We start from the raw sequence: 14,763 nt of genomic DNA, 5'->3' as shown, positions 1-14,763 counted from the left end.
CCTTAGTTCACCAATATCTCACGATATCAATCTTATCAAGTACCGACATAAATGTGAGTACCCTAGCACTATAACGGGTGCAGATTGCCGACTGAACCTAATAGGTGTAGTACCTTTCAGCAAGTAGCTCTTAAGATGTATTCGGAATAACATCCCTTGCACCTCTCACCAACCGGTAACTCTCTCTAAGGGATTTTTTTACTCTTACTAGTTCTTAGTCAAAGCTTTTTAATATTTTTATTATTATACTATTACTTTAAAGCGATGTCAAATGTTTTCTAAATTTATTTTATTAAAATATTGGTAAGTTAATTCTATACCTTAGTTCCTCTCAAACTCCCCTGTGAATCTTTTGGTCGGATAAAGAATTTTCTTCCTATTAAATGTTTATAAGTCTACTTTATTGGCTCATTTAGAAACCTAACCAGAATCCATGTGCTATTATATGCTTACCATTCAATTATAATTTTCTACTAACCTGTATTTTAAAAGATTATATGCTGTTTTTATTCTTTTTTATTGCAAAATTCATAATATAAATCAATATCATTTCTAACAATTATTTAGTTTTTATCTTCTATAACTGCTTGTATACATTTATCTTGCTTAAAGTCTTCATTAGGAGTGGGATCAACCTGAATATCCGGTACTGTTCTTGTTTCCATATTTATAGTACCATCAGAATTGATTCCTAGTTCTGCACTAAATCGAATCACCAGTCCGCTATTTGGTAAATATGCAAATGGAATCTCTGGGAAAACCCTATCACCTCCTGTGGTTTCTCCAACTAAAGTGGCAAAACCTGTGTCCTTAGCAAAAGAAGCAAACTTTTCAGAGGATGAAAAAACATTCCTATCTACCAGCAAATATACTTTACCTTTGAAATCCAACACATTCGATGGATATAACATAATATAATTTATGGTATATTCGTCAAAATCTGTTTTTACTTCTGGAGGAAATTTTGCTAAGATTTCTTCATCTAAATTATCAACTGGCTTCACTGATGATACTTTATACATCCTGTATTTATCTCTATAATCTCCCCTAAAAAAAGAATAATATTTAGTTGTTTTTGCTTCATCTATTAAAAATTCAACTAGGTTCTGCCAATACTTATCAAAACCTCCAAGATTTCCTCTTATATCTATAATAAGCTTTTCATAGTCTTCTACCTCTTTAAGAAAATCCTGTATTCTAGAATAATCCTCTTCTATATGATAAGCAGACATAGATTCTATTTTTAAATATGCTAATTTATTTTCAATTAAAATATCTGTCTTTAAAACAGGTTCATTACTAATTAAAAAATTATACTCAGGATTAATCTGTATAGTCTCCACATTTCCATCAAAACCATATCTTGCCATTGCTCTCTCATAATTGAGAACATCATGCTGGAAAGGATAAAAATGTTTATAATAACGATTGTACACCTCACCATTAAAAACATGAGTGTGAGGATTATTTAAATCATTTAATATATCGTTTATAGATACCAAAAATTCGGCATCATTTTGGGTACTTTTTATTTTTCTTGTATATTGTTTCTTATTCCCTAACCAATCTACATTATGTAATCTTTTGTTGACTTTAAAAAAAGGATAATTATCCTTTAAAAGCTCATACATATACTCAAAATCCTCAAGTTTTTCTTCCATAGACATATTGGTTTCCACTATACCATAATGTGATGCTTCCATTGCAGTTGTCATAGTCCTATCTTTAGACACACACCCTGTTAACATGCTTAACCCCAACACAACAGTCAAAATTAATACATTGAATCTTATCATGCCTTTATTCCTCATTAAAATCCCCCTCATCTGTTTTTAATCTCTATTTATTCATTATACTAATTTAAGTATAGGATATATTCTAAGATAGCTCAACGCATCATCATAGTTTTACAGTTACTTCTTTTAATAAATACAGCAGGACATTTCAAGTCTTGATATCTAAAAAATTAACAGCCTAAAATCCAATAATTCAAAGATTTCTAGGCTGTTTTTCTATCTAATTAACTGCAAAGTTAGGTTATACTACTACCCTAAAGTGATATCAAACGTTTTCTAATTTATCTTACTAAAATATTCGGTAAAGTATAATAATCTGTTACACCTGATATTATATTATTTTTCCCTATTCTAGTATAAATTCCTGCAAATTTCTCTTTATACATAAAGAGACCGACTATAGATCTAAATTCTTCTATTTTTAATTCATCATCTTCAAATATAACATGTTCCCTTGTAAAGGGTTCAAAGAATTCTTGATAAAGATAATCTTTATCAAAGGATTCATCTAATCTTTTCTCCCACTCATCTTGAGATAAATCTCTTCCTGCATATACTCCTCTTGAAGCATTTAAATCTAAGGGTTTCATAATATATTTATCCTTATCACTTAATACTTTATTATATACCTCTTTTTCTCCTTTAAATAATCCCGTAACTGGTATATGTCTTTTTACAAAATTTCTTTCATCTTCTGATAAAAATTCTAAAGTATCCTCATCATGCAATATCTTAAATATTATCTTGTTATGAATTATTTGGGATTTAATAGAGCCTATACAGCAAAATGCTTTGTTTTTATATGCTTCTATAAAGTCCGGTACCTCATGAGCCTTTTCTATTAATTCAAAGGTAACTATTCTCCTATATACTAAATCTATCTTAAAATCTTCAAAGTATAAATGTCCATTTCTATATTTTAACTCCCTAGGGTCTGCTATTATAGTATTATATCCTTTCTTAATAAAGGCATTTTTAAATACTTCAAATTCTTTAGATGTTCCAGACTCAGTGAAATCTACGATTGCAACATTTGGCTTTTCAATTTCACTATTCCATTTTCTAAATATGCTAATGCTGTCATCAACCCATCTGTTTATTAATTCAAATAAGGCCAAGCTATGTTTCTGTGAAAAATCCTGCAATCCTTTTGTTTGAAGCAATATATTTCCTATAGTATTGTCTTCATTCATAGCTGAAGAACCATCTGTATTTAATTCACAAAACTTAAAATTATCCTTATTATTATAAAAAAGATCAAACCTTCCTATAGGAACATTAATATCATAGCCGCTATCTACAAGAATTAATTCTTCTAAAAGTGGACTATATTCAAATTTTTTTCTAAACTCTTTTGAATCTAAATATCTTTGTGTTACTTTATTTGTTATAGATATTAAAGTGTCACCAATTTTTCTAAAGTTTTCTATGTCTTCCTCTGTATAAAACATTGGATGATAAAGAAAAGGTACTGGTTTCCCCTTATATATTGCAGTAGAATTCGCAACCTTTTCCTTAGCTACTTTGTAATCAGCAATATATCCTTCTGGATCAGATTTAATTAAATTTATATATTCTTTATTTATTTCCTTCCAGCTCATCTTTTCACCTCAACTAAATTATTTAACAAACACCAACTTAAAGACTCCTTTTTTCCAATTTCAACCTTTTCTCTAGTGATTTCATAAGGGTTTTTGCCTTCATTTACAATTTTCTCAAGAGGCAGGATATATTTAACTTCATCTGAATTTAGTCCTTCCTTTGCTAATTGCACTATCCATTTACCTATTTCGAGAACTGTTCTATCCTTTAGCTTACCATTCAATCCATTCTCTATAATATCTTCCTTGGCTTTCTTTATATCTTCTAAGCTTATATCTTTAATATAATCATATATTTTGTCTAAATTCTCTTCATTATAGAATATTCCCTTTAGTAAAGCTACTGCGCCAAAATTCAAGGGGTATGGAACTGAATCCATCATTCTTATTTCAATATATTTCTTAGTTCTTACATCTGGGAAAAACATTGTTAATAAATGTTCTAGTTCTTCTCTATCATAATCTTCAGGATTAAATATATCTTTAACTTTCTTTTCTCCTGTTGGAATTACATCCTTACCTTTAAATATAAAGATCGGCGGTCTATTGAGTATATATTCAGCATACCTTTTATAGCTAAAATCATCTTCTAATGCATTATCAACTATACCTGATCTATCATCATCGCAATTGTTCCATATATGAGTCCTTAAATTATATTTATTCCATCGTTCTCCTTCAAAGTAAAATCCATTATCAAATAATCCATATAATACTGGTGATAGAGCATTTGCTATTCTAAACTTTCTTTTATAATCCTCTTCAGATTTATAATCTAATGATACTTGTAGTGCCGCAGTTCCCTTCATCATATTATGAGCATGCTTACCCTTGGTTTTAAAGTAATTAAACATAAGATCATATCTTTTCTTAGGTAAAAGTTTTATCTCTTCTATTTTAGTATTTGGATGATATGCTGTAGTAATTAATCCTTGGTTCTTTTTATCAAGCACTGGGATTATCTCTTCTAAGAATTCCAAATATTCCTTTTCAATATCCTCTATGTTCTTTTTAGCATTTATACTTAACTCTAACTGACTACCTGGTTCAAGAGTTATTGTCTTATTGTCTTTGCTTAATTCAAGAATATATTCCCCTTCGTATTTTCCTTCCCATCCATTTTTCTCTAATTCACTTAGGGTTTCTCCTACTCCATTCTCACCATAATAGGAGACGGTTTTTAAGCTATCCTTATATACTACAAAATGTTCAAATTCAATTCCTATCTTAAAGTCTTCAATTTCTTTTTCACTATTTCTGAAATAGTTAGATATTTCCTCTATCTGTCTATTATAATTCATATATTTCTCTCCCTTTAGGTTTATGTATTTCATAATCTAAATATTGATACCCAATTATTACAATTTTAATAATATTAAGTTAGTTATAGAATAATATTATATTATGCATTTGTAAATGATATAATCTTAATACTATATTTTATTTATGGAGGCGTGTTATGAATAACAAGATAAAAATTGGAATAGTAGGGTACGGAAATCTAGGTCAGGGAGCTGAACTAGCTATAAATCAAAATCCAGACATGGAACTCATTGCCATATTTACTAGAAGGGAGCCTAATTCATTAGACACAGAATCTAAGGTAGAAAACATCTCTAATATATTAGATTATAAAGATAAAATCGATGTAATGATACTATGCGGAGGTTCAGCAAAGGATTTAGATGAACAAGGGCCTATGGTAGCAGAATACTTCAACACAGTAGATAGTTTTGACAACCACGGAAGAATTCCTGAATACTTTGATAAAATTAATGGTGTATCATCTAAATCAAAGAACTTAAGTCTTATATCTATTGGCTGGGACCCAGGACTCTTTTCACTTAATAGGCTGTTAGGTCAGTGTGTATTACCTAATGGCAGAGATTATACCTTTTGGGGCAATGGAGTGAGTCAAGGTCATTCAGATGCCATAAGAAGAATTAAAGGTGTAAAAAATGGAGTACAATATACTGTACCCGTTAAAGAAGTTCTAGATAAGGTCAGAAATTGCGAAGATATAAATGTTCCTCCCTGTGAAAGGCACAAAAGAATTTGTTACGTAGTATGCGAGGATAATGAGGATTTAAATAGAATAGAAAACGAAATAAAAATTATGCCTAATTATTTTGCAGGATATGATACCTCTATATCTTTCATATCTGAAGAAGAGCTAAAGATAAATCATAGTAAAATGCCTCATGGAGGATTTGTCATTCGAACTGGTAATACTGGACTTGATACTAAGCAAAAAATGGAATTTAATTTAACTCTTGAAAGCAATCCAGAATTTACCTCATCAGTTTTAGTCGCCTATGCTAGAGCAGTCCATAGAATGGCATGTGAAGGCAAAACCGGTGCTATAACTATATTTGATGTTCCTCTAGGATACTTATCACCTAAGACAGGTGAAGAATTGAGAAAGGAATTACTATAGAAAGCTCATAGTATGCTTATATAAAATATTTTAAGGGCATCATCTTTTTGAAAGGATGATGCCCTTGGTTTTCATTATATTTCTAATCCAACTATAAATTTAACCCTGCAATCCATTTTCTTGACGTTCCATATTCTCTACAACTACGTCAAATATCTCTCCTAGGGAAGCACAATATTCTAGCACCTTCCATGGAGTGGCTGTATGGAAATGAATCTTTATTAAATCCTTATCGCCTACAGCAAGGAGACAATCACCTTCAATATTTTTTGTAATATATTCATTTATTGCATCTTCTGAAAGATCATGACCTGCAATTAACAGCTGGGTATCAAATTTGTATTCAAGCATAATTTATTCTCCTTTTTTCTTTTTTGCAAATCTTTATTTTAAAAATATATTTATTAACTTTCACTTTGATGAACAGAGAATTTACTATCTGATACTCTTATATCTTTCTATATTATCATCATTCAAAAACTCATATGCATTGTTTATTTGTTGAAACATTGTTGTTGCATCTGGGGATTTGTTTAAATCCGGATGATACTCCTTTGCTTTTTTTCTATATGCTAATTTTATTTGATACTTATCTGATTCATATCCAACACCTAGCAAATCACAACTCTTTTCGTATTTATTTTTGAATTCAATATTTGGATTTACATAGGTATTTCCATAACCCATATTTTGATAGTTTCCACCGTAGCTCCCATATCCACCGTAATTATTTCCTCTTTGAGAATTTTGGTACTCACTCCATTGTCTGAATCTTTCTTCCCATTGTCTCTGTTCTTCCGCCTGTCGTCGTTGCTGCTCTTTTCTTCTTTTTTCTTCTTCCATCCTCTTGTACTTATTTCCATACTCATTAAATGATCCAAATTCAGCTTTTCGTCCATTTATTAAGTTGTCAGCATGATCAAATAGAAACTCAGTTATCATATACCTTATGTATTTTAAATAGGATACAAACTTTGTTCCTAATATTGGAAATATAACTAGAAAAAGTATAGTAAAAAATGTTATGGGATTAAATAATAGCGCTGGCCCTAATACCATAATCAATAAACAGCCACCCATTGATATAAGAGCAAGAAATCCTCTCCCAATATTTATTACAAGCCCTACTATAAATTCTACAATACCAATGAAAACATCAAATATTACAGAAGTAACACTAGCAATGCCATATAAAGTTTTACCCCATATCTTGTTAAATATATTCATTTAGCGCCCTGCTCCTCTTTATTAATTTAATCCTGTTATGTTCTTTTTTCAAATTTTTCCTTACATTTTGGACAAGTAACAACTAACTTTCCTTTTCCCTTTGGAAGTCTTAACCTTGAATTACAACTCGGACATTTAAGGTATTTATGAGTTTTCCTGTCTTTGAAACGACTTTCAATATTTTTAAACCGGGAATAAACAGGACTCATAAAAATTGCAAACTTATAATTTTCCATTCTACGCTTAGAAATATCCTTTGAAAACATTCTAAAAATACTTATGCCCAAAGGCACATAACCAATAAATGAAATTAAAGGAATATTAGCTAATCTACCAGATAAAGTCAATAACAAAGACAGTAGTATTAATACGATTGAAAGCTGATCTCCACCATATCTTCCATTCATAAGCTTATTTAACCAATTCATATGCATTTCTCCTAGTTTATATTTTGTTAATATTTTACTATTAATACATTAACTTTGCAACATATCTAAACTTATTTCACTAAATACTCTACAAACTTTTCTGATGAAGGGGATAGAGAAACTCCTTTTAACGAACAAATTCCAATACCCCTTTTAGGAATATCTTCTAAAAGATTAACCTCATAGAGACACCCTCCATATAGATAATCCTCTGAAAATTCTCTAACTACACAAGCCAGTCCTAATCCTATTTTAGCAAATTCTAGAAGTAAATCATGAGAACCTAGTTCAATTTCTGGAATTACTTTTATTCCCTTGGAAAATAGATAGCCTTCTACATACTGTCTTGACCTTGATCTATTATCTAAAAATATTAGAGGATAGTTTAATAACTCTTCATAAGTAATGGTCTTTGGAATCATATCTTTATATTTCTCACCAAATACAAAAATATCTTGTATATCCTTACACTTTCTTATATCTAACGAGTTATCCTTTACTGGTAGATTACATATTCCAATATCTATTTCACCTGATTTTATCAAATTACAAAGTTCTTCTGTAGTACGGTTAATTATTTTCAACTTAATATTAGGATATGATTTATGAAACTTTTCTAGATATGGCAATAAATAATATCTAGAAATTGTATCACTAACTCCAATTTTTAACTCTCCCTCTTTTAAATCTCTAGACTCCTTTATCTTTTTTTCACCTGTGTCTAATAAACTAATTGCAGAATTAGTATATTCAAACAGCATTTTTCCCTCATTTGTAAGTATTACTCCTCTCGGTGTACGGGTAAAAAGTCTAATTTTCAGTTCATCTTCTAGTTGCATTATAGCTTGGCTTACGGCAGGCTGCGTCATGTATAATTCCTTAGCAGCCTTGGAAAAACTTTGACATCTTGCTACCTTATCAAATATTTTATAAAGTTCTAACCTAATAGACATATAACCACCCCTTATATCTATTATACTATATATCTATTTTACTTATACCATAATATATTATATATTAAAAGTGTAAGATATCCAATAAGATGATATTAAAGGAGCGATGTAAATGGAAAGAGTAGTAGGAACCGTTGTTAGAGGTTTGAGAGCCCCTATTATTAAAGAAGGTGACAGCATTGCAGATATGGTAGTTGATTGTGTTATAAAGGCTTCTGAAGTTGAAGGCTTTACAGTCCATGATAGAGATATAATTACCATAACAGAATCTATAGTTGCCCGCGCTCAAGGTAATTATGCTAATGTGGATACTATTGCTAAGGATGTTAAAGAAAAATTTGGTGATGAAACCATTGGTCTAGTGTTTCCAATCTTAAGTCGTAACCGTTTTGCCATTATATTAAGAGGTATTGCTAAAGGAGCAAAAAAGATAATTTTAATGTTAAGTTATCCTTCTGATGAAGTAGGTAACCATCTAGTAGATATGGATGTACTTGATATAAAGGGAGTAAATCCTTGGACAGATGTATTAAGTGAAAAAGAATTTAGAGAGTACTTTGGATATACTTTACACCCCTTTACTGGTGTAGATTATATAGAATATTATAAGTCAATAATAGCCGAATATGATGTTGACTGCGAAATAATATTTTCAAATAATCCAAAAACTATTTTAGATTATACAAAAAATGTAATTGCATGTGATATCCATACTAGATTTAGAACAAAGAGATTATTAAAAGAAAATGGCGGAGAAAAAATCTATGGTCTTGATGATATTCTTAACTATTCCATAGATGGTAGTGGATATAATGAAAAATATGGTTTACTTGGCTCAAATAAATCAACAGAGGATAAAATAAAATTATTTCCTAGAGATTGTCAACCAATTGTAGATAATATTCAAGAGTTGATTAAAGAAAAAACAGGTAAAACCGTTGAAGTTATGGTCTATGGAGATGGTGCTTTTAAAGATCCTGTAGGCAAGATTTGGGAATTAGCTGATCCAGTAGTTTCTCCCGGATATACATCAGGTCTAGAAGGGACTCCTTCAGAAGTAAAACTAAAATACTTAGCTGATAATGATTTTGCTGACTTAAGAGGAGAAGAGTTAAAGAAGGCTATCTCTAAATATATTGAAAACAAAGAATCTTCTCTTGTCGGAAATATGGCATCTCAAGGAACTACTCCTAGAAGACTTACTGATTTAATAGGTTCTCTTTCAGACTTAACTTCTGGTAGCGGAGATAAGGGGACACCTATAATTTATATTCAAGGATATTTTGATAATTATATAAAATAGCTTAAAAAACTGCTAATCTATTTAGATTAGTAGTTTTTTGTATCTCTATCTCCTAAAATTTACATAGACTTAATATTATCTTGGTAAAAATTAACATGGCTTTAACATCCGAGTGTTAAAATCAATCTATAAAATAATTGTTAATATAGTCATACTAAGGAGATGGTATAGTTGAAAGCCCTTAATCTAATAAAATCTATATTTAAAAACATAAATAGTTGGCTTAATAAACTATTTAGATTTAGGAGTATAGGTACCGCGTTATTACTTACAGTTGTATTAATCATTGTATTATTATCTGGAACAGTTAGTTTGACTGCATACATAATTGCAAAGGATTCACTTATAAATACATCGAAGGAATTACTTCTTAATAAGGCCCATGATTCAGGTCTTATAGTAGATGAGAGAATCAAAAATTACTTAATTTCAATCAGCTCCTTAGGTTCCTTAGAACTTCTAAGTAATGTAGATAATTCATGGGAAGAAAAACTAGACCATCTTCAGATGGAAAAAAGAGACTTAATTTATCAAATATTGGTATAGCCACTACTGATGGTTATCTTAGGCTGGACAATAATAAAGTAGTAGATATTAGTGATCTTTGGTTTTTTAAACAGGCTAATCTAGGTCTACCATCTTTCTCTGCACCTTTCTATAGAGAAGAGTCTAGACAAGTAGATATAGCTATGGCCGCCCCCTTAAAGCATGATAGAAAGGTAATAGGAGTAATCGTAGCATATAAAGATGCAGAGGAATTCTATGAAATCGCTCAGGATATTCATATTGGTGAAACAGGTTATGCTTATATAATAGATGAAAATATAGATGTGATATCTCACCCAACTTTAACTATAAATAGAGAAAATGAATCTGCTAAGATAAATTTCAGAGACTTAATTGGCAAAGTTGATAGAGGCTCAGAAAAACAAATAAATAATATACTACAAGAAATTAAGGAGAAAAATGTTGGAATAGATTGGTATAAACAAAATGGTGAGAAAGTATATATAGGTTATGCTCCAGTTCCATCGAAAGGCTGGACTGTCTTAGTTCATATTACTGAAAAGGAAATTCTCTCTGGACTAAATAGATTAAATACTTCTCTGCCTGCCATAGTTATATTAGCACTTATATTTGGTATAGTATTGTCATATTTTATATCTAAAAATCTATCTAAGAGAATAGTCAATATCAGCAGTCAAACTACAAGTTTGGCTGAATTAGACCTAAGTTTTTCCATAGATAAAAAGATTATAAACAGGGAAGATGAGATTGGTATAATGGCCAAATCAATCCAGTCGGTAATAAATAGCATTAAATCCTTTGCCCATGAGATTCAGACTTCATCCCATTCATTATCTTCTTCATCTATGAGATTGGCTGCTATCACACAGGAATCATATGCCTCATCAAATTCAGTTGCTGAGGCGGCAAATAGTATAACTTCTAAGGCTAATATTCAATTACATGAAATAATTGATGTATCTAATGAAATGAAGAATGTAAACCATAGTTTTAATTTTGTATTGAAGCAAATAAAAGATGTGGAAAGTCTTAGTAAGAAGTCTCATTCTAATGCAAATAAAGGTAAAGCATCAATTGAGGAAGTCATTGTCCAAATGGCAAATATTAAGGATAGCTCACAAAAAGTAAGACACTCCCTTGAAAATATTAATATTAGTTCCAGAGAAATGGATGAGATACTTTTAGTTATAGAAGAAGTAGCAGAGAAAACTAATTTACTAGCCTTAAATGCAGCAATAGAGGCAGCTCGAGCTGGTGAATATGGAAGAGGCTTCGCTGTTGTAGCTGAAGAAATTCGACTTCTAGCAGATCAAACAAAGTCCTCTACTAATCAAATCAATAAATTAATTAAAAACAACCAAGATATAATTGATTTTGCAAACCAGAACATGGAGTATAGTGATTGCGAAATTAATAAAGGTGTTATTAAAGTAAATGAAACTAAAATAGTTTTTGATGAAATAGCAACTACAATTGATAGTGTAGTTGAAGAAATTAATGAAAGTACTGTGGCCATAGCCAGTGTTGAAGATAATCTTCATAATGCTATGAATTCCATGATTAGGGCAGAAACAATTACCAATGAAGTTACTAAGGAGATTAACGGTGTTTCAACGGTTACAGAAGAACAGATGTCTTCAATGGGAGAAATAACTAGTTCAACGGATTCCTTAGCAGAGCTAGCAGAAAGTCTAAAAAATCTAGCTAATAAGATAAAATTAGCAGATAATTAAAAATAGAGATACTTCAAAGAAGGTGACAGCACCGTTTTCATCTGACCTCTCCTGACATTTTACATCATATATAACAAAACTCTTTACGTTTAATATTAAACATAAAGAGTTTTTCTTATACAACATCTCAGCAATTATTTATAGATTTTTTACATTCAGCGCTCTAAATGCATTTAATATGGCGATAATAGTTACTCCTACATCTGCAAATATAGCTGCCCACATAGTAGTTATACCAAGGGCACTGAGAATAAGAACTATTACCTTTATTCCAATTGCAAATGCTATATTTTGATATGCAATTTTTAATGTCTTTTTAGAAATTTTCATTGCAGTAGAAATCTTTGATGGTTCATCAGTCATAATTACAACATCAGCAGCCTCAATAGCCGCATCAGAGCCTAATCCTCCCATTGCTATTCCAATATCTGCACGAGCTAATACTGGTGCATCGTTTATTCCATCACCAACAAAAGCAAGCTTACCTTTGTTGGACTTCTGAGAAAATAACTCTTCTAGTTTTTCAACTTTATCAGCTGGCAATAATTCTGCATAAACTTTATCAATACCTAACTCTTTAGCAACCTTTGAAGCAATATGTTTATTATCACCAGTCAGCATAACAGTCTTCTTAATATCAGCTTCCTTCAATACTTTGATTGCTTGGGCTGAATCTTTCTTTAATTCATCTGCAATTACAATATACCCTGCATATTTGTCATTAATTGCAACATGAACTACTGTACCAATGACTTCTCCCTCAAAATAAGAAATTTTCATCTTTTTCATGAGTTTGATGTTTCCTGCTATAACCTTATTTCCATCAACTGTTGCAATAATTCCATGACCTGATATTTCTTCCACATCTGTAATACGTCCATTATCTATTTCTTTTCCATAAGCATTTTTTAATGAGAGAGAAATTGGATGGTTGGAATAACTTTCTGCATATGCAGTTAATTCCAATAATTCTTCTTTTGACACTCCTTCAGAATGAATCTCCTGTACATTAAATACACCCTTTGTTAAAGTTCCAGTTTTATCAAAAACAACAATTTCAGTTTTTGCTAATGCTTCTAAATAATTACTACCTTTAACTAAAACTCCCTTTCTTGAAGCCCCTCCTATTCCTCCAAAGAAGCTCAAAGGAATTGAAATAACTAAAGCACAAGGGCAAGATACTACAAGGAATGATAATGCTCTATATATCCAATCACTAAAGGTTGCTTCTGCTATAATAAGAGGCGGTACAATAGCTAGAATAGCAGCGATGATTACAACAACTGGTGTATAATATCTAGCAAACTTAGTAATAAATTGTTCTGAATTGGATTTCTTACTACTTGCATTTTCAACTAAATCAAGAATCTTACTTACAGTAGATTCTTCAAATTCCTTAGCAACCTCTACTGTAATAACTCCGTTTATGTTAATGCACCCACTTAGGATGTCACTTCCTACCCCTGCTTCCCGAGGAACAGATTCTCCTGTTAAGGCTATAGTATCTAACATTGAACTTCCTTCAATGATCTTACCATCCAATGGAACTTTTTCTCCAGCCTTAATTACAATAATATCCCCGACTTTAACTTCATCAGGATCAACTTTGACAATATCGTCACCCTTCTTTAGATTTGCATAATCTGGTCGAATGTCCATAAGATTTGAAATTGACCTTCTCGACTTATCAACGGCATAGCTTTGAAACAGCTCACCCACTTGATAGAATAACATAACTGCAACGCCTTCTGGATATTCACCAATTAGAAATGCACCAATCGTAGCGATACTCATTAAAAAGTTTTCGTCAAAAACTTTACCTCTGGAAATATTCCTAATAGCTTTTTTAACTATATCTCCACCTACAATGATATAACTAATTATAAACAAAGCAATCTGCAACCATTCAACCTTTAAATCAATAGCCACTGCTGCAACAAAAACTACTGCACCAATGATTATCCGCCAAAGACGCTTTTTCATGACTACTCAGCTCCTTATGCCTTTTTCATAACAACATCTGGTTCTAAATCGTTAATGATTTTTTCTGCTTCTTGTACAATTGAAGATATCTTTTCATCTTCTCCATCAATAATAAGTTTTTTAGTCATGAAATTGACACTAGTTTCCTTAACACCATCAAGTTTACCAATTGCCGTTTCCATCTTTGAGGCACAATGTGCACAATCTAAACCTTCAAGTATAAATTTCTTTTTCATTATTACTTCCCCCTTAAATATTATTATTTTATTTACTCTATGACTTTGATATTTTGTTAAATCATTAAGTATTTATATGAATATATGAATACTTATTCATATTAAGTACAAAAAAATATTTCTTTATGCTGCTTATTTCTTCTCATTTATGTGAATCAAGCCTTGATCAAATATATGTTTTACGTGTTCATCATCTAAAGAATAATACACTACTTTTCCTTCTTTTCTATTTTTCACTAAGGTAGCTTGCCTTAAGACTCTTAGCTGATGAGAAATTGCCGATTGGGTCATATTCAACAAGGCAGCAATATCACAAACACACATCTCAGCTTCATTTAAAGCCCATAGGATCTTAATTCGTGTTGAATCTCCAAATACCTTAAATAATTCTGCTAGATCATAAAGATTTTCTTCTTCTGGCATTTTATCTTTAACTTGATTTACAACATCCTCATGAATTACATTGCAATCACATTTTTCAACTGAATTAAAATTTTTAGTCATATTATCACCTCTTTTTAAGATATTTCACTTGAAC

At 30.8% G+C, this 14,763-nt stretch carries 14 protein-coding genes and 1 other annotated feature (1 of these 15 only partly in view); of the genes, 4 read left to right on the top strand and 10 right to left on the bottom strand.

All coding sequences use genetic code 11. The features are described 5' to 3' along the window. Positions 1-231: a binding site (T-box leader), on the bottom strand; it reaches 30 nt to the left of the window's first position. A 332-nt stretch (positions 232-563) separates the two neighbouring features. From CIW83_RS12050 to CIW83_RS12040, 3 genes are all read right to left on the bottom strand, one after another. Next, the gene (locus CIW83_RS12050; protein WP_158220109.1) at positions 564-1,811 is read right to left on the bottom strand and encodes a S41 family peptidase; all 1,248 of its coding nucleotides are present in this window, start codon (positions 1,809-1,811) and stop codon (positions 564-566) included. A 266-nt stretch (positions 1,812-2,077) separates the two neighbouring features. After that, positions 2,078-3,397, bottom strand: a complete 1,320-nt coding sequence (locus tag CIW83_RS12045; protein ID WP_094901506.1) for a glutathionylspermidine synthase family protein — start codon at positions 3,395-3,397, stop codon at positions 2,078-2,080. After that, positions 3,394-4,698, bottom strand: a complete 1,305-nt coding sequence (locus CIW83_RS12040; RefSeq protein ID WP_094901504.1) for a glutamate--cysteine ligase — start codon at positions 4,696-4,698, stop codon at positions 3,394-3,396. The genes CIW83_RS12045 and CIW83_RS12040 overlap by 4 nt, the downstream gene beginning before the upstream one ends. Positions 4,699-4,856: 158 nt before the next feature. On the opposite strand from CIW83_RS12040, the gene CIW83_RS12035 reads away from it, so the two are divergent. Beyond that, positions 4,857-5,834, top strand: a complete 978-nt coding sequence (locus CIW83_RS12035) for a diaminopimelate dehydrogenase (RefSeq protein WP_094901502.1) — start codon at positions 4,857-4,859, stop codon at positions 5,832-5,834. A gap of 99 nt (positions 5,835-5,933) precedes the next feature. Here CIW83_RS12035 and CIW83_RS12030 read toward each other — a convergent pair whose 3' ends face one another. The 4 genes from CIW83_RS12030 to CIW83_RS12015 form a co-directional block, all read right to left on the bottom strand. Continuing rightward, positions 5,934-6,185, bottom strand: coding sequence for a kinase to dihydroxyacetone kinase (locus tag CIW83_RS12030; RefSeq protein WP_094901500.1), 252 nt, complete (start codon positions 6,183-6,185; stop codon positions 5,934-5,936). Between the two features lie 84 nt (positions 6,186-6,269). Continuing rightward, positions 6,270-7,061 (bottom strand): DnaJ domain-containing protein, encoded by a 792-nt coding sequence (locus tag CIW83_RS12025; RefSeq protein WP_094901498.1) that lies wholly within the window; start codon positions 7,059-7,061, stop codon positions 6,270-6,272. Positions 7,062-7,096: 35 nt separating this feature from the next. Then, positions 7,097-7,489, bottom strand: coding sequence for a hypothetical protein (locus CIW83_RS12020; protein ID WP_094901496.1), 393 nt, complete (start codon positions 7,487-7,489; stop codon positions 7,097-7,099). 71 nt (positions 7,490-7,560) lie between these two features. Continuing rightward, the gene (locus tag CIW83_RS12015) at positions 7,561-8,442 is read right to left on the bottom strand and encodes a LysR family transcriptional regulator (RefSeq protein ID WP_094901494.1); all 882 of its coding nucleotides are present in this window, start codon (positions 8,440-8,442) and stop codon (positions 7,561-7,563) included. Between the two features lie 112 nt (positions 8,443-8,554). Between CIW83_RS12015 and CIW83_RS12010 the strand changes: the two genes are divergently transcribed. From CIW83_RS12010 to CIW83_RS12000, 3 genes are all read left to right on the top strand, one after another. After that, positions 8,555-9,745 carry a coenzyme F420-0:L-glutamate ligase gene (locus tag CIW83_RS12010; RefSeq protein WP_094901492.1) on the top strand — a complete coding sequence of 397 codons (1,191 nt, stop codon included), beginning with the start codon at positions 8,555-8,557 and terminating at the stop codon, positions 9,743-9,745. A gap of 171 nt (positions 9,746-9,916) precedes the next feature. After that, complete coding sequence (locus CIW83_RS12005) at positions 9,917-10,291, top strand: hypothetical protein (protein ID WP_094901490.1); 375 nt, start codon at positions 9,917-9,919, stop codon at positions 10,289-10,291. Beyond that, positions 10,225-12,006, top strand: coding sequence for a methyl-accepting chemotaxis protein (locus CIW83_RS12000; protein ID WP_094901488.1), 1,782 nt, complete (start codon positions 10,225-10,227; stop codon positions 12,004-12,006). The genes CIW83_RS12005 and CIW83_RS12000 overlap by 67 nt, the downstream gene beginning before the upstream one ends. A gap of 138 nt (positions 12,007-12,144) precedes the next feature. On the opposite strand, the gene CIW83_RS11995 is transcribed toward CIW83_RS12000, so the two are convergent. From CIW83_RS11995 to CIW83_RS11985, 3 genes are all read right to left on the bottom strand, one after another. Next, positions 12,145-13,989 (bottom strand): heavy metal translocating P-type ATPase, encoded by a 1,845-nt coding sequence (locus CIW83_RS11995; RefSeq protein WP_094901486.1) that lies wholly within the window; start codon positions 13,987-13,989, stop codon positions 12,145-12,147. A 14-nt stretch (positions 13,990-14,003) separates the two neighbouring features. Next, positions 14,004-14,225, bottom strand: a complete 222-nt coding sequence (locus tag CIW83_RS11990; protein WP_094901484.1) for a cation transporter — start codon at positions 14,223-14,225, stop codon at positions 14,004-14,006. A 132-nt stretch (positions 14,226-14,357) separates the two neighbouring features. Further along, complete coding sequence (locus tag CIW83_RS11985) at positions 14,358-14,729, bottom strand: metalloregulator ArsR/SmtB family transcription factor (protein WP_094901482.1); 372 nt, start codon at positions 14,727-14,729, stop codon at positions 14,358-14,360. Positions 14,730-14,763: the final 34 nt, after the last annotated feature.

Source organism: Tissierella sp. P1, from assembly GCF_002266425.1.
Lineage (GTDB): Bacteria > Bacillota > Clostridia > Tissierellales > Tissierellaceae > Tissierella > Tissierella carlieri.
This window is presented reverse-complemented; position numbering and strand designations above follow the sequence as displayed.